Raw genomic sequence first — 22,272 nt, 5'->3', positions numbered from 1 at the left:
CTACAGCTAACAGGGAGTTTGCTGCTATGCAGGCAGACGAATATGTTCTCAGCTTCATATCGCTATCAGCCCTTATCTAGCCGACGGATCTCTATCAGCTTTTGTACTTAACTTCATCAACATATTTTAATCAGCAGCGGTTATGGTCAGACGGAATTCTAATTCCCAACCTGCATAAAGCCCTGCTCGTTGTATGTCACCCACCGGGATACGGCATCCCATTTTTACATAAAGTTTTTAAAACCCTCTACAATAAAATATTGAATTTACTTTAATTGCAATAAATGAAAAAGACGCTATTTCTACTATTTTTCTCTATGCAATGCTTCTGCAGCTTTGCACAAAACAACATAACATCTAAAATACAGATGCGGGTTGATTCGTTGGTAAATGCAGAAGTGAAAAGCCAACGCATACCGGGACTTTCTCTTGTAGTTGTACGTGATGGAAAAATTGATTATGTAAAAGGCTATGGCTACTCTAATCTCGAACATAAAGTACCTGTAAAACCCGAAACCATTTTCCAGGCGGGCTCTGTAGGAAAACAGTTTGCCGCATTTGCCATTATGCTGCTGGTTGAAGATGGTAAAATCAGTTTGGACGATCCTCTTACAAAATTCTTTCCTGATGCTTCTGTTACATGGAACTCAATTAAAGTAAAAAATCTGATCACACATACTGCAGGATTTGGAGAGTACCCGGATAACTTTAATTTCAGGGCCGATTATACAGAGGATAGTTTGTACCAGGTGATAAAGAAAATGCCCCTCGAATTTGCAGCCGGTGAAAAATCGGTGTACAGTAATATGGGTTATGTAACACTCGGGTTGATCATTAGTAAAGTAAGCGGCCAGTTTTACGGCGACTTTTTAAAGCAACGCATTTTTGATCCCTTAGGCATGACAACTGCCAGGATCATTTCTGAACCTGATATTGTACCCAACCGTGCTGCAGGATACCGCATGGTAGAGGGTGAAATAAAAAACCAGCAATGGGTGTCGCCTTCCATCAATACTACTGCCGATGGTTCAATGTATGTAACAGCGCTTGATATGGCAAAATGGGAAGCCGGGTTAAATGCGGGCAAGCTGCTGAAGAAAGAAAGCTATGAAATGATATGGTCGCCTGTAAAACTCAACAATGGAAGTACTCATCCTTACGGGTTTGGCTGGTGGATTGATTCTATACAAGGCAAACGAATAATAGAGCACGATGGCACATGGCAGGGGTTTGAAACAACCATCAAACGTTACCCGGAGAAAAAGTTAGCTGTTATTGTATTTGCAAATCTGCGAGGCGCCAATACCAATAAAATTGCAACAGCAATCATGAAATTATATCAACCTGAATTGATCGTACCGAGGTTAAAGCCAATTAAAGACAATGAACCGCAGGTGATTGCACTGGTGAAAGACTTTGTTGTTAAATTAATGGACAACAAGCTGACAGCAGATTTATTTACACCTGAATTGGGGGAGCGCTTTATTCCACGTTCAGGCAGGGCGTCTGCTCATTTAAAAAGCCTGGGGAAATTTATGGGCATAGAATTATTGAACAGGAAAGAGCTGCCCGATGGAAGTAAGGAACATCATTACCGGATCCTCTTTAGTAACGAACCTGAAGAATTGCTTATAACAATTACAAAAGACAATAAGATTGCTGCAATAGAAGGTCGTGATTGAGTTGATGACATTTTTCTTATCGGTTGCTGTCCTCACAAACCGAAATGCCTGGTACCAGCCGGTTGGTGAGGAATGCGGTATCAACTAATTTAGTAATTTCAAAAAAACTTAGTTATGAAGAACATCTTTTTTTACATCGTAATATTGAGTTGTTGCTTTTTATCAACGATAGCAGTAGCACAGACTAAAAATTCTAACACACCAACTGAACAGAACGCAAAATCTTCTCTTTCCGGTGCCTGGTTTTCCAGCGACAACAAAGAATTTCTTGTTATGCATGACGGCTTCTTTTCGTCAATAGCCCAGGATTCAACAGGCAAATGGACAGAAGCTTATGCCGGAACGTACACGTTTGATGATGCGAATACAATAACACTTAAGGCAACTCACTCCTCCATTGCTTATCGTATAGGTTATCTGCATACGATTGATTATAAACTTAACGGCGATAACCTCACTTTTAAGTTATTTGAAAAATTAGTTGATCCCAAAGCAGGAGATGTAACCTCACGAATGCCACAAGGCCTGGAAACTAAATATGTACGGGCTAAACAATAACTGCACCCATCAGTAAAAAAACAATGCAATTTATGACAGGTTATAGCGACGTAGCAATTCCATTGATAATCGGGTTGTTATTTTTCTTTTTTCCCGATATCCTGATTAAGAAGAAAGATGCCAGCTTTGAACGAAGAAGCAAAACGCTTAAATGGGCGGGGATAGTGCTGGTTTGTGTTGCAACAGGCTATTTTATTATAAAACAATTTTCTTAGCACCAAATGGTGAAGGGTTTTTTTAGTCGGTCCCGGGGTCCACTTCGTGAAACCCCGGGCAGACTAAAGTCGCTGCCGGTGTAAAATTCCACAAACACATCTTACATGAAACGTCGTCTCTTTTTTCTCCTGGCTCTCTCAGTTGCCCAAGTTTTGTGTGCCCAGGAAACGATTAATCATATTTAGGAATTGAACAATGAAAAATTTTAAACCTTACGTACCTCAGTTTCATCAACAAAAGAATGTAGCAGTTGATTTTTACGAGCATGAAAAAAAAAGCATCATGCTGGTAAAATTAACTGGTTCGCTTCCCAATGGCAGTGCCGCAACGATGGATTGTAATTATATCAATCAGCAGTTAGCGATCAACCTGCTTGCCATGCGGCCGATATCGCTTTTGCTTGACATGTCGGCGTTGAGTTATTCCTTTGGTAATTCATTTATTCATGCATTAAGTCCGCTGTTTGAGTTGCAGATTTTTGAAAACAAGTTTGACATTGCGTTTCTACTTTCCGACCTCAACAAATATGGCCTTGCAGGTTTATGGAACCTAAACCTCGAGGAACCAGAAAAGAATATTTTCTTTAATTACGAAAATGCTTTGCAGTATGCGGAAAAGATATGTGATAGCTGGTGAATGGTGAATAGGAGGAAGGCAAAGTGCGGAAGGCGGAAGGCAGAAAGCGGAAAGCAGAAGGCAATGAGCAAGGATGTTAATGGCAGAAGAAATGATCATTTAATACAACAGTCAACAACAAAGAAATAACACACATGAACCCTGCAGAATTAGCACAGTTAAGCAATGATGAACTATTGGCAGAAGCTAAAAAAATGAAATCAACCGTCATCACCAATGCTTTGTTTATTGGCTTTCTTGCAGGCATCGTTATTTACAGCATTGCAGTAAACAGGTTTGGTTGGTTTACATTAATACCTTTGTTTTTTATTTACAAACTGGTAAACGATAAACGTAATAAACAAAGTAAAGAAGTGGAGGCATTGTTGAAGGAGAGGGGTGAGGTAATGGTTAATTGTTAATTGTTAATTGGCAATGGGTAAAATTGAACCTTCTATTAGAACTCAAATTACAAGTTTGTTATGAAAATAACCTTCACGCTCATTTGCTTCCTGGCGTTGCGTTACTCATTTTGTCAGACAACAACCTTGCAAAAATTATGGGTGGGCGATGCTGATAACTATATGCTGGTTGACAAGGATATTGTGAGGTTTGAATATCGTCTTAATTATCAAGGTAAAATTCGTACGATACAGGCAGCTTATCAATACAAAATTATTGCTGACACTTTTCGCATAATACAACCTGACAGCTTTAACAGTTCTGATCACGACTATCTTATAAAAGCTCAGACAGAAGACCAGATAACGCTTGTTCCTGTAAAAAAATATGCGGCAACAAATTATATGAGCTTTCCTGTGAGAGAGATTTACACATTTCAGAACAGAAACAATATTTACACCGACAGTATTCTATTTGAAAAGATTGTCTTTAGCTCAACTACTTGTTATGGTAACTGCCCGGAAATGGCGTTTACCATTGATAGCAATAGACAAATGAAATTTGAAGGAAAGCAAAATGCAATAAAGCAAGGCTTGTACAATGCTGTTTTGTCCCCGCAACTTTATGAAGAGCTTTTAAACATTCTTGCTGTTTCCGACCTCGACAAGATTACTGACCTGAATCAAATCAACATCGACGCAGGAACTTATACGCTGGAAGTTTATTATAATGACAAGATAAAATCTTTCAAATCGTTTTGCTTTTCTTATGTAGCATACGATCTTTTCTATTATTTAATAGCGTTGCCCAAAAAAGTTGAATTTGTGGGCCCAAAGTCTGCTGATAATTGATTTTTGAATTAACAAATCATAATGAAGGGTACACTTCGTGAAATCAAGGTCGGAATAATGAACAGGTTTCGTATCTTTTTATAACGGGGGATGCAAAAAATGCTTCTCTCGTGCCTGTAATTCTTTATCTTTTATGTTTATTTATAACCGGAAATGAAAAAACTATTTATACTTGTTTTTGTTTTGGCAAGTTCCTGTGTTTATTCGCAAAAGAATTTTTTTAGGCTGTATGATGATTCTGTGTTGCTGGTAAAAGATGCCAATGAGATTATTGCTGCATTTTCAACACATCTCAATGTTATTTCGCCGCTGTTTACCCCGAAGCAACCCACAGCCATCTTAAACACCAAGCCATTTCTGATATTTTATTCACCGAAATCGAACCTGGTAAATCTCCCTCTCTGGAACCAGGTAATACCGCAGCAAAAGGAATTTTTCTATAAGTTGGGGGGAAGCGAAAAAAAAGGAAAAGAGATATTCGGACTTTTCTTTAATGGTTTTTACCTGGCGCATGAATTGGGTCATGCCATACAAACGGCGGCCAATAAAAAAGAAAGCAATTTATATGTAAACGAATACTTTGCTAATACAGTTGCCATTTTGTATTGGCGAAAAACAAAAAACAAAAAGCAACTTCGTGATTGCTATAACTATGCAAAGCAAATGGTAAAACAACTGCCTGATCCCGTACCGGCGGGGGAAGATCCTGTTAAGTTTTTTAATGAGCATTACCAGGAGTTGGGTGCCGACCCTTATAAATATGGCTACTACCAGTTTGCACAGTTTGTTGAAATTTATGGGAACAAAACATTAAAAAACTTTGATGAGTTTATCAGAGAATTCCTGGCTAAATAATTTGAAGTAATTGTTAGGGGTCAATGGTTAATTGAAGATCTTGCTTCTATGTATTCACCTTATGGAACAGGCCTGGTGAGTAGATGCATCAGGTTGCACTGGTTACCACAGCGGCTGTTACAGCAGCTTGTGTTGCGGCCGAGGCTGCCGCAGCCGATTCGTTTGCAACGCCGGCCATACTAATAAAATTATAACCCCATCCTTTCAGTTCGTTTACCCAAAGCAGTGAGCCATCTTTTGCACTTAAGCAAAACAAGATGCCTGATGTGGCAATAAAGAGTTTATCACCTTCAACAGAAATTTGTCCGTAGTTATAGCCGTTGCTGTTCTTATGATATTCTTTCAGTTTAATTTCCCATGCAAGCGAGCCATCTTTTTTATTTACAGCGCCCACTCTTCCTTTCGACAGGATGTATAGATGATTAAGAGGTTTCATGTTTTCGTTTTTATAAAAATAAGGAAATGTGGTGAGGGAAGTTATGGGTTAAGAATTAGGGGTTGTGAGTAGGTCATTAGCCGGTAGTTTATATCCGATAGTTAAGAGCCAATAACATTCCTTCATGGGAACATTTATATTCGCAATGTATATCGCTATCAACATTCATCTACTAAAACAATCACATGAACATACTCTATAAATTTGATGTTGTACCAACACCCGAGCAGGTAATAGAGTTGTACGATGCAGCAGGGTTGCCGAGGCCAACAACAGATAAAGGGCGCATCCGGAAAATGTTTGAACAGTCGAACCTTATTGTTACTGCCTGGCACAATGCTGAACTGGTGGGCGTTTGCAGATGTATCACCGATTGGGCATGGAGTTGCTATCTTGCTGATTTAGCTGTGCATCCCGAACATAAAAAATCGGGAATAGGAAAAAAACTTGTTGACCTCACAAAAGAAAAAGTAGGAGAGCAGGTAATGATCTTACTGCTTTCAGTACCTACTGCCATGGAGTATTATCCGAAAATTGGATTCATCAAAGAAGACAGGGCATTTGCCATATTCCGAAAGAAATAAGAGGGAAGCGCAGGTATAACCGGCAAAAAGCAGCGGGTACTTCCACAGGTTTAAATGTCGTAACTTAACAGTAAAGCAACTGGCATGAGAAAGATCGCTACCTGTGCTGTTGGTCTCTTTCATTTCTTAATTACAGCAAAAGAATATACAGATTGCAGAAGCGTTGAGCTTAGGTATTCGAATTGCTGCAGGCACCGATCTTCGTTATACCAATAACGAACTTTCCATGGCAGATAAAGCATAGTATTTACAAAAAGCAGGGCTGTCTCCAATGAGTGTTGTGTAACTGATCACTTCAGGTTCTGCTACCTGGCTTGGCATTCACAAACGAACAGGCGCTATTAAAAAAAGGACTGGAAGCCGATATCGTTATCGTTTCACAAAACCCATTGCTATCGTTGGAGGCACTCAGCGATATCCGCATGATTGTGAATGATGGAAAAATAGTTTTCAGCAAACTGGATTAACTGATATGCAACGCAGAAAATTTATAAAAAATACAAGCGCTCTTGCTTTCGGTATGGGTGTGTTTGGCAGCATCAATTTTACCGAAGAGGGATTTGTTGGCGATACCCCAACTACTACAGATATTTTAGGTCCGTTCTATCGACCGGGAGCGCCAATCCGTAATAACTTAAATCCAAAGGGGTTTAGCGGCGAAGCATTACACTTGTCGGGAATCATTTACAAAGAAGATGGAAAAACTCCTATGCCCGGCTGCTTAATAGAAATATGGCAGTGCCAGGCCGATGGTTTATACGATAATGTTTCGGAAGAATATGCTTACAGGGCAAGTCAAAAAGTTTCAACTGATGGGAAATATGAATTCATCACAACGAAACCGGTGGCATATCCTGTTGAAGAAAATTCAACCATCTTTCGACCGGCGCATATTCACATGCGTATTTCTGTCAGGGGTATGCAGGATCTCATCACACAAATTTATTTTACCGGTGATCCGCATATTGAAGGCGATCCAAGTACAAAATCAGCATTGGCTGTGAACCGCATCTTATCTGTTCGAAAAAGAAACAGTACCGCAAGTGAAATTAAGTTTGATATTGTTTTGAAAAAGGAATACCTGCCTGCTGATGAAGTATTTCAGAGAGTGTGTGGCGTTTATAAAATGAACAACAATTCGATGATGGAATTTTATCGTGAAGGCGATCTGTTATTTTACAAGATCAACAACCAAATATGGGGTGGTTTATCTTATGCAGGTAACAATACATTCGTGGGTGGCGTTAACGATACAGAAGCCCGCTTTGAATTGCTGCCGCAAGGTAATGCAAAGGTTCAGTTTCACTTTATCAGGAGAAGAAAAACTGAACTGGAAGGAATGAAATTTGTTAAGTATGAAAAACCACAATGAACAAAGTGGTAATACTGCGTTATGAATGCAAACTATTTATTCAGTTTTTATATGATAACGAATAATATCCTGTAGTGCAGCAGTGGTAAACGGCTTTTCGAGCCATGCATCGGCACCGGCTTCCTGTGCAAGACTTGCAAGATTGGGAGAAGCAGAAAGCATGATCACCGGAATGGTTTGTGTTTGGGGATCGGCTTTAAGCTTGCGGCAGATTTCCAGACCGTCGCTGCTTCCTAATTGCCGGTCGAGAAGAAATACTTTGGGAAAGGGTTTTTTAAATGGAATAAGCTTGCTGGTATCGGAGTGAAAATCCAGTTCATAGCCATCGGCTGTGAGCAATAACTCCAAAATTTCATGAATGCTTTGGTCGTCGTCAACAATTGTAATCTTGTGTTTCATACGATATTAACAGGAACGGTAATCAACGGGGGACGTCGCCCGTTTTTTAATTCATCATAATAACTTACCACGAAGGTCCTTTATTGTTCCATAAATCTATTCTTTTGTTTTATTTAAGAGTTAAGGTACCCTTGAATTTGTTCTACAGAATATGTGTACCCCAATCGGTTTACAAAAGATTAATTACGATTATCAGTTAATATTTTGCGCAGGTAAAATTGCACAAACGCATCCATAGAGTCGGTGCGTTTTAAATTATCGGTATAGTTCAATGGTTTTATGATAAAGCCGGCAATACCCATTGCTTCAGCAGCTGATCTGTCGCTTTCATCCGATGAAGTGGTCATGATAAACACTTTCATGTTTTTGAGCCGCTCATCCTTTCGCAAGGATTTCAAAAATTCAAGTCCGTTCATTTTGGGCATGTTTAAATCGAGCAGAATAACATCAGGCGTAAGCATTTCATGTCCCTTCAACACTTCAAGCGCTTCTTTTCCATTATAGGCAACATGCAATTCGTAAGGGCGCTCGAATTTTTTTAACGAACGTTGCACACTTATCACATCCAGCTCATCATCTTCCACCAATAAAATAATATTCTTCTTCATGGTTACATGCGTTTGTGTTTGTTCCAGGTAAAGATAAATTCTGCACCATTCCCAGCAGTTGAATTTAATTGGATGCTGCCATGTTGCTCATCAATTATTTTTTTTACGATGGCCAATCCCACACCCGTACTTTCAATTTGGTTTTTCTCCCGAAGTGTCTGAAATATCTCAAATACTTTTTGATGGTATTCGGGATCAATGCCAATACCGTTATCCTTGATGGAAAACTCATAATGACCGGGAAACTCTTTACAGCTGATAATGATATGACCATTTGCCGGGTTGCTGTACTTAATTGAATTGCTGATTAAATTGGTAAACACCTGTTCCAGTTTAATGGGTTCAGTATACAAGCTTGGCAAATTAATGAGCTCCACTTTAAACTCCCTTGGAATAAAACTATCCCGTATATCGCTTACCATTTTGTGTACATCAACCTGCGCCGTATTTGTTTTTTCACTTATTCTTGCATAATCCAGTAAGCCATTGATGAGGTCTTCCATTCGTCTTGTTCTTTGCTGTATAATGCCGAGGTAGTTTGTTAATTCAGGCGTTAATTGTTTCTCCAGGTCTTCCTCTATCCATTTTACCACATTGTGTATTCCTCTAACGGGTGCTTTCAGATCATGCGATACAACATAAGCAAACTTGTCGAGCTCGGCATTTCTTTTTTCCAGTTCATAAATATTCTTCTGTAGTTTTTCCGACATGATGTTTAATGAATTCGATAAGCCCGTTAATTCATCGTTACGATTATCGGTTACTACTGTGAATTGTCCTTTCGAAATATTTTCTGCCTGCTGAACCATTGACCTGATTCTCTTTGTAATAAGCATGATAATATAGATGGCACTGATGGCACTAAACAAAACAGTAAGCGTGATGAAAATAAACGAAAACGTATGCGTGCGGTTAATAGAAGCGATCAATTCATCGGCACGTGTATTTCTTATTTTGTATTCACTTCTGTCGAAAGCAGCAAACAATGTTGTAATTCGATCATTCAGCTTTTTACCTACTTTGTTTTTGAATTTAGTATCAAACAAGTTGTTGTATAATAATTGCGACTCGGCCGAAAGCCCTTTTTTTGAATTGATCAGAGCATTGGCATATGATACCCATGCAATGTGTAAATTGTAAATAGAATCGAGTAAAGCTGTTTGCGCAGCATTTCCTTTGATATAGTTTTTTTGATTGATGACAAATGGCGTTACAGTCCGAAGCCCTTTATTGTAGTGTTGAAGAAACGTTGTATCGTTGGTAAGCAAAAAACCACGAAAGCCGCTTTGCATTTCAATAATTGTTTTGTGTATCCGGTTAGAGTTCCTGATAATGGCTTCTGATTTTGAAAGGAATTGCGTGTTGCGCTCCACTTTTTTTGTGAGCCTGTAATTGAGATACCATTCCACTACCGAAAAAAGAAGCACCGTGCCAATGGCCAATAGAATTTGAGTTGATAGTTTCATTTGCAAACACCTGGTATAAAAAGTAATGTAGTTTGTTTCCTCAGCAGGAGCAAACAAATCGTTTTTTATAAAGTTAATAAGGTAACCATGAAAACGATGCTGCAACATTCAACTACTTACCAAAAACTCCATTTGGCACCAATACCAATATTAAGGATTTCATAAAAACGGATACTCTTTGTATTGTTTACATAACTTACAATATCCCTGTCGGTGCTGCCCAGTTCGTAATACAAACCGAGTCTGTTTCGTTTTATTCCGCCCCCAACAAATAAACCAATATGTGCTGCCGTAGGGAACCCATAATATTCAAATGCCTCTTCTGAAAAATCATATTGTTTTCCAAATGCGTAATTCACAAGGAAACCGGCAGTAAGTAAATTATAAGTCGTTTTTTTGTGTTCCAGGGAAAGAGGCAACCATGTTAATTTGCCCGTAACCGAATGAATGTTGATGCCGCCGATACGTTCGGGCACATAGCCATAATAAACATCGGCCTGCAATTTCTTTTTTGCAAATTCATAACCAGCACCCGCCGATAAAAAACCAATGGAGCCTGCAAACTGCAGTTTGACATAATGCGGTGCAATGCCTGTTTTCTTTTTTGCTGTTTGTGCCGTTACACAAACGGGTAATGTCAACAAACAAAATATAATGAACCGGGGCAGCATTAATAAAATGTTTCGGTTACAGAAGTTTTTTTACTGTTCACCGTTATTAATGCATAACTACGTTTCTGCGAAGCTGCAACAACAAGGTAGGGCGGACCGCTTTCATAAGGTTGGAGGTACCGGTATTTATGTTCGTGCCCATGCATTGATAATCTTGTTTTTGGTTGCGCTGCAAGTAATGCTGCGTAATCATCTTCAAGGTTTGTGTCATAATCAATACTGAATGGTGGCACGTGTGAAAGAATAAATATGTTTTCAGCATCTTCATCATTTAACTGCTGGCGCAACCAGCTGATATCGGGAAGGCTACCATTATAATTTACTTCTCTTGAATTGGTGTTGAGCAAAATAAATTTGTTGCCGCTGTAGCTGAAAGAAAAGTTTTCGGGCCCAAACATCTCGGCAAAGATCGTTCGTCCGTTGGCCTGCATATCATGATTGCCGATGACAGCTACATAAGGAATTTTCAAACGACCAAATTTTTCAGCTATCCAGTTAAATTCTTTATTCAAACCAAAATCAACAAGATCACCAGCGATTAATACAAAGGAAATGCTGTCGCTTGCATTCACGTGGTCAACAAAATCATCCACTTCATCGTAAAAGCGTTGTGTATCGCCTAAGAGTATAAAGTTGAATGCCTGTTTTTGCGGGAGAGCTTTTATTTTTTCAATATTACGTGCGTTCAATTCTTTTTGTTGCGGCCGTATTTCATTTGGATGAAACATAAAGCGCTTGCACGATAGAAACAAAAGCAATAGCGGTAAATAAAGTAAATGTGTCTTCATTAGCAACTTGTTAGCATAAATAATCTTGCAACATGCATGCCATACAGGTTATCAGCAGCTGGCGGTAGTATGTGCCCGGATGAAAAAAAAATCCCGGTGCCATCATTTGAGAGCACCGGGCTACCAATAATATTTCCTGGCCGTTGCTTAAGAATATTGTTGCTTTGCATTGCCTTTCATTGTAGCAAGCTTTTCCTTTCCTTCATTCAGCAATTCGGCTGAATCATCTTTCACTTCTTCGTATTTGTTCACCACATCATCTTTTACACTACGATATTTATCACCAATACTTCCTTTGAACTTGCTCAATTGATCATTAATTCCATTCATTAAATCGCCGCTGCGTTTTGAAATTGCTTTTCTTGTTTCTGAACCTCTGTCGGGCGCAAATAAAATTCCTAATACCGCACCTGCTGCAGCGCCTACTAAAAAGCCGGCAACTAAATTCTGTGATTTCATAACTGATTAGTTTAAATGTTTATAATAGTGTGTAGTTAAAAATGAAAAAGTCGATAATTGCTTTTGCATAGATGCGACCCAGTATTATAGCTACATCTAACTAAATCCAAATGTTATGCCATACCAGTAAGGCGCTGTTGCAACGAAACATTGCTGTGAAATTTGATGGAGTGTGGTGTAACTGCCCCATTTTTGTGGTTGATGCATCCAGCAACGCATAAAAAAGCCGGCCTGTGAGCAGGCCGGCGTACTAATTGATTCTTATGCCTATTTACGATTACGACAAATCAAAACGATCGAGGTTCATCACTTTGCTCCATGCAGCTACAAAATCGGTTACAAATTTCTCTTTTGCATCTTCTGAAGCATACACTTCGGCCAACGCACGCAATTCTGAATTGCTGCCAAAGATGAGATCGGCACGTGTAGCGGTCCATTTTAAATCGCCTGTTGCACGATCGGTTCCAAAGAAACCTTGTTGTACAGGATCGGCTGCTTTCCAGGTAGTGCCAAAATCAATGAGGTTGGCAAAGAAATCATTGGTTAGCATACCTGCTGTATTTGTAAACACACCATGTTTCGAATTATCATAATTGGTGTCGAGCACACGCATACCACCAAGCAGAACCGTTAATTCAGGTGCTGTTAATGTTAAGAGTTGTGCTTTATCAACCAGCATTTCTTCCTGTGTTGCAGCTGCACGTTTCATATTATAATAGTTCCGGAAACCATCAGCAGCGGGTTCAAGTACCGCAAATGACTCAACATCTGTTTGCTCCTGTGTTGCATCGGTGCGGCCGGGAGTGAAAGGAACTTTCACGGTGAAACCTGCTTTTTTTGCTGCTTCCACAACAGCTACACAACCTCCTAATACAATCAGGTCGGCTAATGAAACTTTTTTATTTCCTGTTTGTGCATTGTTGAATTCTTTTTGAATTGCTTCTAATGCCGCTAACACTTTACTCAACTGCGCAGGATTATTTACGGCCCAATCTTTTTGCGGAGCAAGACGAATGCGTGCACCGTTGGCGCCACCACGTTTATCGCTGCCACGGAATGTGGAAGCAGATGCCCATGCTGTTGATACCAATTGTGAAATGGTTAATCCAGATGAAAGGATTTTCGATTTCAATGCCGCAATATCATCTTCGTTAATCAATTCGTGATTAACGGCAGGAACAGGATCCTGCCAGATCAATTCTGCTGCAGGCACTTCTGGTCCGAGATAGCGGGCTTTTGGTCCCATGTCACGATGAGTGAGTTTAAACCATGCTCTTGCAAATGCATCTTCAAATGCGGAGGGATTTTCAAAGAAGTGACGGGAAATTTTTTCGTATGCCGGATCAACTTTTAATGCAAGATCAGTTGTGAGCATAAATGGTGCATGACGTTTTGTTGCATCATGTGCATCAGGAACGGTAGCATCAACATCACCTTTGGGTTTCCATTGTTGTGCACCTGCCGGACTTTTTGTTAATTCCCATTCATATGTAAAGAGATGTTTGAAAAAGTCGTGGCTCCATTTTGCAGGAGTAGTTGTCCAGGCACCTTCCAAACCACTCGTGATAGTATCGGCACCTTTTCCTGAACCATAACTGTTACTCCAGCCGAGACCTAACTGCTCAATACTTGCACCTTCAGGTTCTGCTCCAACATGATCGGTTGTTGCCGCCCCATGTGTTTTGCCGAAGCTGTGACCACCTGCAATCAACGCTACAGTTTCTTCATCATTCATTGCCATGCGGCCAAACGTTTCACGAATGTCAATTGCTGCAGCTAGCGGATCAGGATTGCCATCTGGTCCTTCCGGGTTTACATAGATCAATCCCATTTGCACGGCACCTAATGGATTTTCCAGGTTTCGTGAATGGATCTGTCCATCTGCATCATCATCGGCTGAAAGCACCGCATGATCTTCCACCACACCCGGCGATCCTTTTGCATAACGGATATCGCCACCCAGCCAAGTTTTTTCACTTCCCCAATACACATCTTCAGCAGCTTCCCACACATCTTCACGACCGCCGGCAAAACCAAATGTTTTAAAGCCCATTGATTCAAGCGCACAATTGCCCGCAAGAATCATGAGATCGGCCCATGAAAGTTTTTTACCGTATTTCTTTTTCACCGGCCAAAGCAACAAACGTGCTTTATCGAGATTGGCATTATCGGGCCAGCTGTTGAGTGGTGCAAAACGCTGCTGACCTGCACCGCCACCACCACGACCATCACTGATACGATAGGTACCTGCGCTATGCCATGCCATACGGATGAAAAACGGACCATAATGACCATAATCTGCGGGCCACCAATCTTGCGAGGTGGTCATCAGTTCAAAAATATCTTTTTTAACGGCAGCAAGATCGAGGCTGTTAAATTCTGCTGCATAGTTAAATGACTCACCCATTGGATTTGAAAGGGGAGAGTACTGGCGAAGAACATTCAGCTTTAACTGGTTTGGCCACCAGTCACGGTTTCTTGTGCCGCCGCCTGCTGTTTGCTTTAATGCGCCACCTTGAAATGGACATTTTGCTTGCGATGTGTTATTGTTCATAATGTAACGATTGATATAAGACAATGATGATTTTATCCGTTTGGGCCTCAAAACTACAGGAGTGTTGTTAATAAGTCAAATTGATTATTTTTATGATCATATAGTTTTTGTCTATGACCTTAATACAGCTCGAATATATTGTTGCGCTGGATACGCACCGGCATTTTGCAGTGGCAGCGGAAAAATGTTTTGTTACCCAACCCACGCTGAGTATGCAGATACAAAAGCTGGAAGAAGAATTGGGGGTGAAGATATTTGACCGTACCAAGCAACCCGTTATTCCAACTGAAGTGGGTGCCGGCATTATTGCGCAGGCACGTGTTACGCTACGTGAAGCGAATATGATCAAACAACTCATCAACGATCAGAAGGATACATTGTCGGGTGAGTTGCGTATTGGTATTATTCCAACACTTGCACCGTACTTGCTGCCTTCCCTTTATAAATCGGTGCGGGAAAAATATCCTAATCTCCATCTTGTGATTAAAGAATCAATTACGGAAGATGTGATTTTTGAATTAAAAAATAATCGTCTCGATTGTTGCATTGTAGTTACACCGTTAAAAGATGCTGCTATAAAAGAGTATGTGCTTTTTTATGAAGAACTGTTTGTGTATGTGTCAGCTAAAAATGCGCTGAGCGATAAAAAATATGTGTTGGCGAGTGAGCTTGATCCAAACCAGATGTGGTTGCTCGAAGAAGGTCATTGCTTTCGTTCTCAGATACTGAATTTATGCGAGCTACGTAAAAGCAGCGATTTTAATTTCAAATACGAAACAGGAAATATTGAAACACTGAAGCGCATGGTGGATAAAAGTGATGGCATTACCATCCTTCCTGAATTAGCGGTAATGGAGTTTGGCAAATCACAATTAAAACTGGTGAAGCAATTGAAGCGGCCAAGTCCTGCACGTGAAATAAGTCTTGTTACTCACCGGGATCATATCAAAACTAAACTCATTAAAACAATACAGGAAGAAATATTAAGTATCGTACCTGTACAAATGCAAAAGCTGCACAACAAGAAAGTAGTGGAAATAAATTATTGATGTATCGCTGCATCATTTTCAAGCGTGGATAAATGCCGGTCATGCTCATTTGCTGGTTTCGGGAGAAGAGACTATCTTTTGCTTACCAACCAAAACTTCTTCCCATGCAGCGTTATAAGAATTTACACAAGTGGATGATCGTACCCATGATTTTTATGCAACTTGGTATTTTCAGAGATTATTGGGGCGATTTTACTGACAATGCATGGGCTGTGCATGTTCATTACTGGACGGGCACGGTTTGGTATCTCTATCTTATTTTTCAGCCTTACTGGGCCACGCATGGTAAACTAAATCTTCATCGTACAAATGGTATCATCGGTATGTTTATCGCCGGTGGTGTTTGCTTAACAGCTTTAGGTATGATGCACAGAGATATTGCAACAACAGAAAAATATGCACAAGATCCTTCACGATTTGGGCCTTTTGAGCCATGGTTCTTTTTCGGCGTAGCGGCCGTGGAAATAGTGATGATGACTGCCTTTGGTTTTGCTATCATTAAAAGTATTATTCACCGCAAGCAAATAGAACAACATGCATGGTGGCTTATAACCACGGTATTTTTAATTATGATGCCGGCACTTGGCAGGGGAGTACAGAATGTGCACATCGGCATGAATATAAAGAAATGGCCCAACGTTGATATTATGTCTTCTTTGTATGTTACGCAGGCCATTATTGTTGGCATGTTGCTTATTGCAGCATGGAAATATGGTAAGCTGAAACATCCTGCTACTTATCTTGCCTTAGCTGTAAACATCTTTATCTTATTTCTTGAACCGATCGGCAGATCAGCTGCGGTGCAGCAGTTTTTAAAAACAATGATCAAGGGATGATAAGAATTCTTGTACTGGTTGCATTGATTTTTGTGTATGCATGTGGTAATGCAAACACTGACAATACTGATCAGCCAATACATTATACGCTGGATGAAGCATGGCCCCAGTTACCTGCAGGTTATGCATTTGGTCAGCCAACAGGTGTGGGTGTTGATAGTAAGCAACATGTTTTTGTTTTTCACCGGGCCGGCAGAAAATGGACAACAGCTTTTCCTGAAACCTTTATTGATAAGAATACGATACTGGAAATCGATGGAGAAACAGGAACCATCATCAATGAATGGGGAGATAGCTTGTTTATTATGCCGCATGGGTTAACGGTTGATAAAAAAAATAATATCTGGTTAACTGATGTGGGGCTGCAACAGGTATTTAAGTTTAGTCACGATGGGCGGTTATTGATGAAACTGGGCATTGCCAAAACCGAAGGAGATGATTCATTACATTTTAATTTACCAACCGATGTTGCTGTTGCCGATGATGGTTCTTTTTATGTAAGTGATGGTTACGGCAACAGCAGGGTGGTAAAATTTTCGGCTGAAGGAAAATATTTGTTTCAGTGGGGCAAGCCCGGGAGCGATGAAGGTGAGTTTGATATTCCTCATGGTATTACACTTGATAAAAATGAAAACGTGTATGTAGCCGACAGGCAGAACAACCGCATACAGGTGTTTGATAAGAATGGAATTTTTCTACGGGTGTTAAAGAACAAAGATTCAGTACCACAACTTCCTTCTGTTGCCATTGATAGTTCTCAACAGATTTACGCTATTGATTTTGATTACGTCATTACTACCGATATTGGTAACAAGGGCTCAAAAGTTTTTCTATACGATTCATCAGGGAATGCCAGTTTTCAATTTGGCAGTACGGGTAAAAATAAACGAACGGCATCCTGGTTTCATGATCTTGCTGTTGATAAACCGGGCAACATTTATGTCGGTGATATCAGGAATGCAAAGCTATTGAAGTTTAAAAAGAAGTAAACTTACCTAATAAATATTCACATTGATTACAGACAGCAGCTTGCCCAAAACATCATCAATACACAATGACTTTTATATTGCTAAAAGTTTGTTGTATGATAAATGTGGGTTTGAGTTAACTGAGCCAACAGCGGAAAAGGAAAGCTATGAATACGGTGCCTGTCGTTTCAAACTTAATGGTAGCGAAATCAGGTTCAGAGTTTCTAAAATTACGCCAACAAAAGACGGACAGTTTGTAACCATCTGGAAGCGGGATACGCATGGTTTAACGCAACCATTTCATGAGCAGGAAGATTTTTCTTTCCTCATCATTTTTTGCAGGAACAACGAAAATTTTGGGCAATTTATATTTCCGAAAAAGGCGCTGGCGGAAAAAGGAATTATTACGGGAAGAGGTAAAAAAGGAAAGTGCGGTATCCGTATTTATCCACCGTGGGACAAACCAACAAGTAAACAGGCAGAAAAAACCCAACTATGGCAAACAAATTATTTCATCCGTACTGATAATGCTCATGAGATCGATTTAGAGCTGGTAAAGAAATTACTAGGCCTAAACATACCTGCATCAAACATCAATTAATTTTATGACGGCTTACTTTTATTGAGTCGCAAATAAATCAAAATATCAAATCATGAAACAATATCGGTTTTTATTTATTCTTTTCATGTTGATTAGTGTACAACAGTTACTGTTTGCGCAATCAAAAGCCAAACCTGTTTACGTTATTGTTCATGGAGCATGGGGTGGCAGCTGGGCATTTAAGAAAGCAGATTCATTAATGACGGAAAGAGATGCTGTCGTTTATCGTCCTTCATTAACAGGTCAAGGCGAACGTGTGCATCTTGCGTCACTTGAAGTAGGATTAAATACGCATATCAACGATGTGGTGAATATGATTCTCTTTGAAGATTTGCACAATGTGATATTGATCGGGCATAGTTATGGAGGTATGGTGATAACCGGTGTGGCCGATCGTGTGCCGGAACGTATCAGCAAATTAATTTACCTCGATGCATTTGTACCGGAGCATGGCGAAAGTGTTGTGAGTATGCAAGGTGCACGTGCCGATTGGGTGATGAAGATGGCAAGCAATGGTTATTTAATTCCTGCCTGGGTGAAATCCGACCAGGCACCGCCGAAAGATGTACCACATCCATTAAAAACATTTACTGATACGATTTCGTTAACTAATACGAAACGTTTGAATTTGCCAACGACTTATATACTTACCGTGGCAAAAGGAGCTGATGCTTCAACCGATGATTTTGCGCCGCAGGCCGAACGTGCAAAGAAAAAAAGCTGGCCTGTTCTGCAAATGGAAGCCGATCATAACCCGCAATGGTCGGCAGTAAATGCACTGGTTGACCTATTATTGAAACTGGGGAACTGATTTTCCTGTAATGTCTGTTTTGTTTTTCATCGTTAATGTTGCAAGTTGTGCAGCCCATTGCTTTGCCCGTTCTGTTTCTCCTTCTTTCAACGGGCCTTCTTTATCGAGCACAAAAAATGTGTCGGCAGTAAGAATCGTTGCGCCTTTTTTCGCCAGTGCATTAGCAATGTGTTTTGCAGCATAGCCCAAAAACTTAATGACAAAGCGAAGGAATGTTTTTTGCCCGGCTTGCGGAATGCCGGTATCAAAAGCTGCAACATTTACATTTTTTAATGAGCCCGAAGGTAGCAGGTTGAAAAAGCTTTTTATTCCTTCCGATGGCCTGCCGGCGTGTGTAGGAGAACCCGCCACGAGTAAATCAACAGCCTCAAGATCTGCTATCGAAAATTCTTTCACAGACATGATGCGTGTTTGCTGTTCAGCAAATCCTTCTGCAATTTTTTTTGCAATGATCTCTGTATTGCCAAACAGTGAATCATACACTATAAGGACTTTCATACCATTTGTATTTAAGTACAGCAATGTAAACTGATAAATGATCCCGGCCAATGACTGCCATCAATGCTAACGGTGATAGCTGTTCACGAGTTTGGGCTAAGTTTCATTTTGAAGGAGTGTAATACGGAAATGTAAAATAAATTTTAGTTATCTTTTCTGCCCGATTCACGTTTCTCCGTGCCGTTGAAAGAACTACCATCACATTGTTAACGATATCTATGTTGTCTATGACTCAATCACCGGGAATCAAATCGATTTGCCATCAATCGTTGTTACGTTTGTTTGGAGAAATGAATGATGATCAGCTCGACTACATTTTAAACGTCACCAGGATACGTGAGTTTGAAGCGGGGCAATACCTGTTTCAGCAAAACGAAAAAGGACATTCTTTTTATATTGTTTTATCAGGTCGTTTTCGTGCAATACAAAATACGGAAAATGGAATTTTAATCCTGGGCGACATTTCTTCGGGCGAACCGATTGGTGAATTTTCATTGTTTACCCGTGAGCCACATAGTGCGTCGGTAGTTGCCTTGCGCCGTTCACTTATTCTTCAGCTGGAAGATGATGATTATAAAACGTTGGTGCAACAGTTTCCTGCATTTGCTAATACGATCACGAAGTTTATTATTGAGCGGATGCGTCGCAACAGCCATCAAACAAAAATGGATGCAGCGCCAAAAAATATTGCTGTTGTCAATCTGCAACCGGTAAATGATGTAAGTGCTTACACAGCATCTATTGAACAGGAGTTGAAGAGAATGGGATTTGGCATCAGCATTTATGATCATACTTTTCATTCAGGTAACGATCATCACCTCACGTTTGATGCAATGGAGAATCAAACGGGACTGAATTTTCTTGTATGCGATGTTGAAAATTCTGAATGGGCACGACAGTGCATTGCGTATTGCGACCTTGTAATTGTTGCAACCGATTTTAATGCAGATAATGATTTGTACGAAATAGAAAAGGTTTTGCATTTGTATTCAGACAATGTGATGAATAAAAAGATCTACCTGTTATTACTTCATGAACAACAGGCAGCTTTTCCGTCTAATACAAGACGTTGGTTTAATAGTCGCTCTGTGAATTTGCATTTACATATGCGAAAAAACCACGGAGCTGATACACGCAGGTTTTGCCGCATAGTTACTCACCAGGGAATAGGGTTGGTGCTGGGTGGCGGAGGAGCAAGAGGTTTTGCCCACATAGGTGTTGCAAAAGCATTAATTGAAAGTGGGGTTGAATTTGATTTTATTGGTGGCACCAGCGCAGGTGCTGTGTATGGTGCAGGTTTATCTTATCTCGACTTCGATTTTGAAAAAGCTGCGGCTATGTGCAGGCTGGCGGCCGATAGCAAACTCACTTCAAATGATCTCACGCTGCCTATCGTTTCACTGATGTCTGGTAAAAAAATCCGTAAGTTTTTACATACCATGTTTGGTGAATCGCATCTGGAAGATCTGTGGGTAAGCACCTATTGCGTGTCAACTAATTTTTCAAACGCAACATTAAAGGTTCACGACAAAGGTTTAACGCAATTGCAGGTGGCAGCAAGTATGGCAATACCGGGCGTGTTTCCGCCAGTAATCATCAATAAACATCTGCATATTGATGGCGGTGTAATTGATAACCTTCCTGTTGAAGCGATGCACAAAAAGCCCGTGCGACATATTATTGCTGTTTCATTGTCGGCAGAAGAAACAGCAATGATCGATCTGCAGGAAGTGCCATCATCGTGGGAATTATTCTGGAGCAAATTAAAAAACACCACCAACTTTCAATTGCCGGGTATTTCATCCATTTTAGTAAACAGTATTACCATTAACAGCAGGCACAGGCAGCAGAGCAGTAAACCAAACGTATCGGTGTTTCTTGAACTCGATCTGAAGAAATTTAAATTTTTAGATTGGAACAGTTGGGAACAATTGGTTGAAAAGGGATACACTCAAACAAAACAAAAGCTGGAAGAAACAGCGCAGGAGATGCAGTTCTGGAAATGAAATGATCTGCTATAGAAATTAGAAAGCGGGTCTTGTAAAACAAAACCCGCCAGATTTACCTTTCCTTATTCCATATTTTACTGTTTAGAATTTATTCATGCATTACCATTACAGGCACGTCGCTGTGAAATATTAATTCTTTTGTATGACTGCCTGAAAAGATTCTTTCGATGAGGTTGTGTTTTTGTGGAACCACAAGCAATATTTCAATGCTGAATTTATTTGTATACTCATTTAGTCCTTCCACCATATCTTCTTTGTCGATGAAATGATATTGTGGATGGTATTGCTGAAACATTGATTCTACCAGGCCACTTTGAAAGGGCGTATCATTAGTCCATTGCCTGTTCTTAAAATCAACATTCAATACATGTAATCTTGCACCGGTTGATTTTATAAGATCACTTACAATGCTGTCAGGTATTGTGTTCACCACATCCCTGAAATCGGTGGTCAATCCAATATCATTTATTCGTGTGAACACAGCATTTTCAGGAACGATCAACACAGGAACTTTACAACTTTTAGCGACAGCAAGTGTATTGCTTCCAATGTATTTTTCTTTTAATCGCCCTGCACCGGTAATACCCATTACTATAAATGCAGCCTGCATGGCATCGGTGAGTGAAGTGATGACATCAACAAGGTCGCCATCGAACATCATGTGTTCTACTTTTATCAACGGTGCCAGTTCCGAAAGTTGGCTGCCTAATAACTCCAGTTCTTTCTTCTTGATCTCACGCATGCCTTCAGGTGATACTTCAACGCCTTGATAGAGCGGATAAAGCAAAGGTTGCTTATAGGCATGAATCAGGATAAGTTTACCACCAACCTGTTTTGCATATTGCAATGCATAGGATGCTGCGTTAAGCGAAGTGGATGAGAAATCAACGGGGACAAGAATCGTTTTCATACACCATGATTTTATATCATAAATGTATTTCGCAATTCCCGTTTTGCCAATGACAGGTATCAGCCGCTATTGAA

Annotated in this window: 26 protein-coding genes; 16 read left to right on the top strand and 10 right to left on the bottom strand. The window is 40.1% G+C overall.

Annotation, left to right across the window (positions count from 1 at the left end; genetic code table 11):
* Positions 1-284: 284 nt before the first annotated feature.
* The 7 genes from ACO1QW_RS04380 to ACO1QW_RS04350 all read left to right on the top strand — a co-directional run bounded on the left by ACO1QW_RS04380 (position 285) and on the right by ACO1QW_RS04350 (position 5,179).
* Positions 285-1,682: a serine hydrolase domain-containing protein gene (locus tag ACO1QW_RS04380; protein ID WP_486256049.1), complete on the top strand. Its 1,398-nt coding sequence runs from the start codon at positions 285-287 to the stop codon at positions 1,680-1,682.
* Positions 1,683-1,796: 114 nt separating this feature from the next.
* Positions 1,797-2,240 carry a hypothetical protein gene (locus tag ACO1QW_RS04375; RefSeq protein ID WP_486256047.1) on the top strand — a complete coding sequence of 148 codons (444 nt, stop codon included), beginning with the start codon at positions 1,797-1,799 and terminating at the stop codon, positions 2,238-2,240.
* 32 nt (positions 2,241-2,272) lie between these two features.
* Positions 2,273-2,455 carry a hypothetical protein gene (locus tag ACO1QW_RS04370; RefSeq protein WP_486256045.1) on the top strand — a complete coding sequence of 61 codons (183 nt, stop codon included), beginning with the start codon at positions 2,273-2,275 and terminating at the stop codon, positions 2,453-2,455.
* A 196-nt stretch (positions 2,456-2,651) separates the two neighbouring features.
* Complete coding sequence (locus ACO1QW_RS04365) at positions 2,652-3,092, top strand: hypothetical protein (RefSeq protein WP_486256043.1); 441 nt, start codon at positions 2,652-2,654, stop codon at positions 3,090-3,092.
* Positions 3,093-3,226: 134 nt separating this feature from the next.
* On the top strand, positions 3,227-3,493 hold the full coding sequence (locus tag ACO1QW_RS04360; protein WP_486256041.1) for a hypothetical protein: 267 nt from the start codon (positions 3,227-3,229) through the stop codon (positions 3,491-3,493).
* Between the two features lie 60 nt (positions 3,494-3,553).
* Positions 3,554-4,324: a DUF6438 domain-containing protein gene (locus ACO1QW_RS04355; protein WP_486256040.1), complete on the top strand. Its 771-nt coding sequence runs from the start codon at positions 3,554-3,556 to the stop codon at positions 4,322-4,324.
* Positions 4,325-4,477: 153 nt separating this feature from the next.
* Positions 4,478-5,179: a hypothetical protein gene (locus ACO1QW_RS04350; protein ID WP_486256039.1), complete on the top strand. Its 702-nt coding sequence runs from the start codon at positions 4,478-4,480 to the stop codon at positions 5,177-5,179.
* An 88-nt stretch (positions 5,180-5,267) separates the two neighbouring features.
* Here the strand turns inward: ACO1QW_RS04350 and ACO1QW_RS04345 are convergent, their stop codons facing one another.
* Entirely contained in the window at positions 5,268-5,615 is a 348-nt protein-coding gene (locus tag ACO1QW_RS04345) for an outer membrane protein assembly factor BamB family protein (protein WP_486256037.1), read from the bottom strand.
* Positions 5,616-5,800: 185 nt separating this feature from the next.
* On the opposite strand from ACO1QW_RS04345, the gene ACO1QW_RS04340 reads away from it, so the two are divergent.
* From ACO1QW_RS04340 to ACO1QW_RS04330, 3 genes are all read left to right on the top strand, one after another.
* Positions 5,801-6,199: a GNAT family N-acetyltransferase gene (locus tag ACO1QW_RS04340; protein ID WP_486256035.1), complete on the top strand. Its 399-nt coding sequence runs from the start codon at positions 5,801-5,803 to the stop codon at positions 6,197-6,199.
* Between the two features lie 314 nt (positions 6,200-6,513).
* Complete coding sequence (locus ACO1QW_RS04335; protein WP_486256034.1) at positions 6,514-6,666, top strand: hypothetical protein; 153 nt, start codon at positions 6,514-6,516, stop codon at positions 6,664-6,666.
* Between the two features lie 5 nt (positions 6,667-6,671).
* Positions 6,672-7,571 (top strand): dioxygenase family protein, encoded by a 900-nt coding sequence (locus tag ACO1QW_RS04330; RefSeq protein ID WP_486256033.1) that lies wholly within the window; start codon positions 6,672-6,674, stop codon positions 7,569-7,571.
* A gap of 36 nt (positions 7,572-7,607) precedes the next feature.
* Here the strand turns inward: ACO1QW_RS04330 and ACO1QW_RS04325 are convergent, their stop codons facing one another.
* The 7 genes from ACO1QW_RS04325 to katG all read right to left on the bottom strand — a co-directional run bounded on the left by ACO1QW_RS04325 (position 7,608) and on the right by katG (position 14,516).
* A complete protein-coding gene (locus ACO1QW_RS04325) occupies positions 7,608-7,970 on the bottom strand; it encodes a response regulator (protein ID WP_486256031.1) in 363 nt (120 codons plus the stop codon).
* 179 nt (positions 7,971-8,149) lie between these two features.
* A complete protein-coding gene (locus ACO1QW_RS04320) occupies positions 8,150-8,578 on the bottom strand; it encodes a response regulator (protein WP_486256030.1) in 429 nt (142 codons plus the stop codon).
* Positions 8,579-8,580: 2 nt separating this feature from the next.
* Positions 8,581-10,044 (bottom strand): ATP-binding protein, encoded by a 1,464-nt coding sequence (locus ACO1QW_RS04315; protein ID WP_486256028.1) that lies wholly within the window; start codon positions 10,042-10,044, stop codon positions 8,581-8,583.
* 116 nt (positions 10,045-10,160) lie between these two features.
* Positions 10,161-10,715 carry a hypothetical protein gene (locus ACO1QW_RS04310; protein WP_486256026.1) on the bottom strand — a complete coding sequence of 185 codons (555 nt, stop codon included), beginning with the start codon at positions 10,713-10,715 and terminating at the stop codon, positions 10,161-10,163.
* Complete coding sequence (locus ACO1QW_RS04305) at positions 10,715-11,503, bottom strand: metallophosphoesterase family protein (RefSeq protein WP_486256024.1); 789 nt, start codon at positions 11,501-11,503, stop codon at positions 10,715-10,717. The genes ACO1QW_RS04310 and ACO1QW_RS04305 overlap by 1 nt, the downstream gene beginning before the upstream one ends.
* 147 nt (positions 11,504-11,650) lie before the next feature.
* Entirely contained in the window at positions 11,651-11,962 is a 312-nt protein-coding gene (locus ACO1QW_RS04300; protein WP_486256022.1) for a YtxH domain-containing protein, read from the bottom strand.
* A gap of 277 nt (positions 11,963-12,239) precedes the next feature.
* Positions 12,240-14,516: a catalase/peroxidase HPI gene (gene katG, locus ACO1QW_RS04295; RefSeq protein WP_486256020.1), complete on the bottom strand. Its 2,277-nt coding sequence runs from the start codon at positions 14,514-14,516 to the stop codon at positions 12,240-12,242.
* A gap of 113 nt (positions 14,517-14,629) precedes the next feature.
* Between katG and ACO1QW_RS04290 the strand changes: the two genes are divergently transcribed.
* From ACO1QW_RS04290 to ACO1QW_RS04270, 5 genes are all read left to right on the top strand, one after another.
* Positions 14,630-15,565, top strand: coding sequence for a hydrogen peroxide-inducible genes activator (locus tag ACO1QW_RS04290; protein WP_486256018.1), 936 nt, complete (start codon positions 14,630-14,632; stop codon positions 15,563-15,565).
* Positions 15,566-15,669: 104 nt separating this feature from the next.
* A complete protein-coding gene (locus ACO1QW_RS04285) occupies positions 15,670-16,401 on the top strand; it encodes a hypothetical protein (RefSeq protein ID WP_486256016.1) in 732 nt (243 codons plus the stop codon).
* The gene (locus ACO1QW_RS04280) at positions 16,398-17,390 is read left to right on the top strand and encodes a peptidyl-alpha-hydroxyglycine alpha-amidating lyase family protein (RefSeq protein WP_486256014.1); all 993 of its coding nucleotides are present in this window, start codon (positions 16,398-16,400) and stop codon (positions 17,388-17,390) included. The genes ACO1QW_RS04285 and ACO1QW_RS04280 overlap by 4 nt, the downstream gene beginning before the upstream one ends.
* Before the next feature lie 22 nt (positions 17,391-17,412).
* Complete coding sequence (locus ACO1QW_RS04275; RefSeq protein WP_486256013.1) at positions 17,413-17,970, top strand: MepB family protein; 558 nt, start codon at positions 17,413-17,415, stop codon at positions 17,968-17,970.
* Positions 17,971-18,022: 52 nt separating this feature from the next.
* Positions 18,023-18,781: an alpha/beta fold hydrolase gene (locus ACO1QW_RS04270; RefSeq protein ID WP_486256011.1), complete on the top strand. Its 759-nt coding sequence runs from the start codon at positions 18,023-18,025 to the stop codon at positions 18,779-18,781.
* On the opposite strand, the gene ACO1QW_RS04265 is transcribed toward ACO1QW_RS04270, so the two are convergent.
* Entirely contained in the window at positions 18,761-19,279 is a 519-nt protein-coding gene (locus ACO1QW_RS04265; protein ID WP_486256009.1) for a flavodoxin family protein, read from the bottom strand. The two genes, ACO1QW_RS04270 and ACO1QW_RS04265, sit on opposite strands and share 21 nt — an antisense overlap.
* Before the next feature lie 227 nt (positions 19,280-19,506).
* Here ACO1QW_RS04265 and ACO1QW_RS04260 point away from each other — a divergent pair, with 227 nt between their 5' ends.
* The gene (locus tag ACO1QW_RS04260; RefSeq protein ID WP_486256007.1) at positions 19,507-21,285 is read left to right on the top strand and encodes a patatin-like phospholipase family protein; all 1,779 of its coding nucleotides are present in this window, start codon (positions 19,507-19,509) and stop codon (positions 21,283-21,285) included.
* Positions 21,286-21,376: 91 nt separating this feature from the next.
* On the opposite strand, the gene ACO1QW_RS04255 is transcribed toward ACO1QW_RS04260, so the two are convergent.
* Complete coding sequence (locus ACO1QW_RS04255; RefSeq protein ID WP_486256005.1) at positions 21,377-22,198, bottom strand: universal stress protein; 822 nt, start codon at positions 22,196-22,198, stop codon at positions 21,377-21,379.
* Positions 22,199-22,272 lie beyond the last annotated feature (74 nt).

The organism is Lacibacter sp. (assembly GCF_057361365.1).
This window is presented reverse-complemented; position numbering and strand designations above follow the sequence as displayed.

What these genes read in the sequence shown, in the direction of transcription:
- ACO1QW_RS04325 (WP_486256031.1), bottom strand. Translation starts at nt 7,970, where the DNA reads ATGAAACACAAGATTACAATTGTTGACGACGACCAAAGCATTCATGAA.
- ACO1QW_RS04360 (WP_486256041.1), top strand. Translation starts at nt 3,227, where the DNA reads ATGAACCCTGCAGAATTAGCACAGTTAAGCAATGATGAACTATTGGCA.
- ACO1QW_RS04280 (WP_486256014.1), top strand. Translation starts at nt 16,398, where the DNA reads ATGATAAGAATTCTTGTACTGGTTGCATTGATTTTTGTGTATGCATGT.
- ACO1QW_RS04260 (WP_486256007.1), top strand. Translation starts at nt 19,507, where the DNA reads ATGACTCAATCACCGGGAATCAAATCGATTTGCCATCAATCGTTGTTA.
- ACO1QW_RS04370 (WP_486256045.1), top strand. Translation starts at nt 2,273, where the DNA reads ATGACAGGTTATAGCGACGTAGCAATTCCATTGATAATCGGGTTGTTA.
- ACO1QW_RS04320 (WP_486256030.1), bottom strand. Translation starts at nt 8,578, where the DNA reads ATGAAGAAGAATATTATTTTATTGGTGGAAGATGATGAGCTGGATGTG.
- ACO1QW_RS04345 (WP_486256037.1), bottom strand. Translation starts at nt 5,615, where the DNA reads ATGAAACCTCTTAATCATCTATACATCCTGTCGAAAGGAAGAGTGGGC.
- ACO1QW_RS04365 (WP_486256043.1), top strand. Translation starts at nt 2,652, where the DNA reads ATGAAAAATTTTAAACCTTACGTACCTCAGTTTCATCAACAAAAGAAT.
- ACO1QW_RS04340 (WP_486256035.1), top strand. Translation starts at nt 5,801, where the DNA reads ATGAACATACTCTATAAATTTGATGTTGTACCAACACCCGAGCAGGTA.
- ACO1QW_RS04270 (WP_486256011.1), top strand. Translation starts at nt 18,023, where the DNA reads ATGAAACAATATCGGTTTTTATTTATTCTTTTCATGTTGATTAGTGTA.
- ACO1QW_RS04255 (WP_486256005.1), bottom strand. Translation starts at nt 22,198, where the DNA reads ATGAAAACGATTCTTGTCCCCGTTGATTTCTCATCCACTTCGCTTAAC.
- katG (WP_486256020.1), bottom strand. Translation starts at nt 14,516, where the DNA reads ATGAACAATAACACATCGCAAGCAAAATGTCCATTTCAAGGTGGCGCA.
- ACO1QW_RS04265 (WP_486256009.1), bottom strand. Translation starts at nt 19,279, where the DNA reads ATGAAAGTCCTTATAGTGTATGATTCACTGTTTGGCAATACAGAGATC.
- ACO1QW_RS04380 (WP_486256049.1), top strand. Translation starts at nt 285, where the DNA reads ATGAAAAAGACGCTATTTCTACTATTTTTCTCTATGCAATGCTTCTGC.
- ACO1QW_RS04315 (WP_486256028.1), bottom strand. Translation starts at nt 10,044, where the DNA reads ATGAAACTATCAACTCAAATTCTATTGGCCATTGGCACGGTGCTTCTT.
- ACO1QW_RS04355 (WP_486256040.1), top strand. Translation starts at nt 3,554, where the DNA reads ATGAAAATAACCTTCACGCTCATTTGCTTCCTGGCGTTGCGTTACTCA.
- ACO1QW_RS04300 (WP_486256022.1), bottom strand. Translation starts at nt 11,962, where the DNA reads ATGAAATCACAGAATTTAGTTGCCGGCTTTTTAGTAGGCGCTGCAGCA.
- ACO1QW_RS04285 (WP_486256016.1), top strand. Translation starts at nt 15,670, where the DNA reads ATGCAGCGTTATAAGAATTTACACAAGTGGATGATCGTACCCATGATT.
- ACO1QW_RS04375 (WP_486256047.1), top strand. Translation starts at nt 1,797, where the DNA reads ATGAAGAACATCTTTTTTTACATCGTAATATTGAGTTGTTGCTTTTTA.
- ACO1QW_RS04350 (WP_486256039.1), top strand. Translation starts at nt 4,478, where the DNA reads ATGAAAAAACTATTTATACTTGTTTTTGTTTTGGCAAGTTCCTGTGTT.
- ACO1QW_RS04305 (WP_486256024.1), bottom strand. Translation starts at nt 11,503, where the DNA reads ATGAAGACACATTTACTTTATTTACCGCTATTGCTTTTGTTTCTATCG.
- ACO1QW_RS04290 (WP_486256018.1), top strand. Translation starts at nt 14,630, where the DNA reads ATGACCTTAATACAGCTCGAATATATTGTTGCGCTGGATACGCACCGG.
- ACO1QW_RS04310 (WP_486256026.1), bottom strand. Translation starts at nt 10,715, where the DNA reads ATGCTGCCCCGGTTCATTATATTTTGTTTGTTGACATTACCCGTTTGT.
- ACO1QW_RS04330 (WP_486256033.1), top strand. Translation starts at nt 6,672, where the DNA reads ATGCAACGCAGAAAATTTATAAAAAATACAAGCGCTCTTGCTTTCGGT.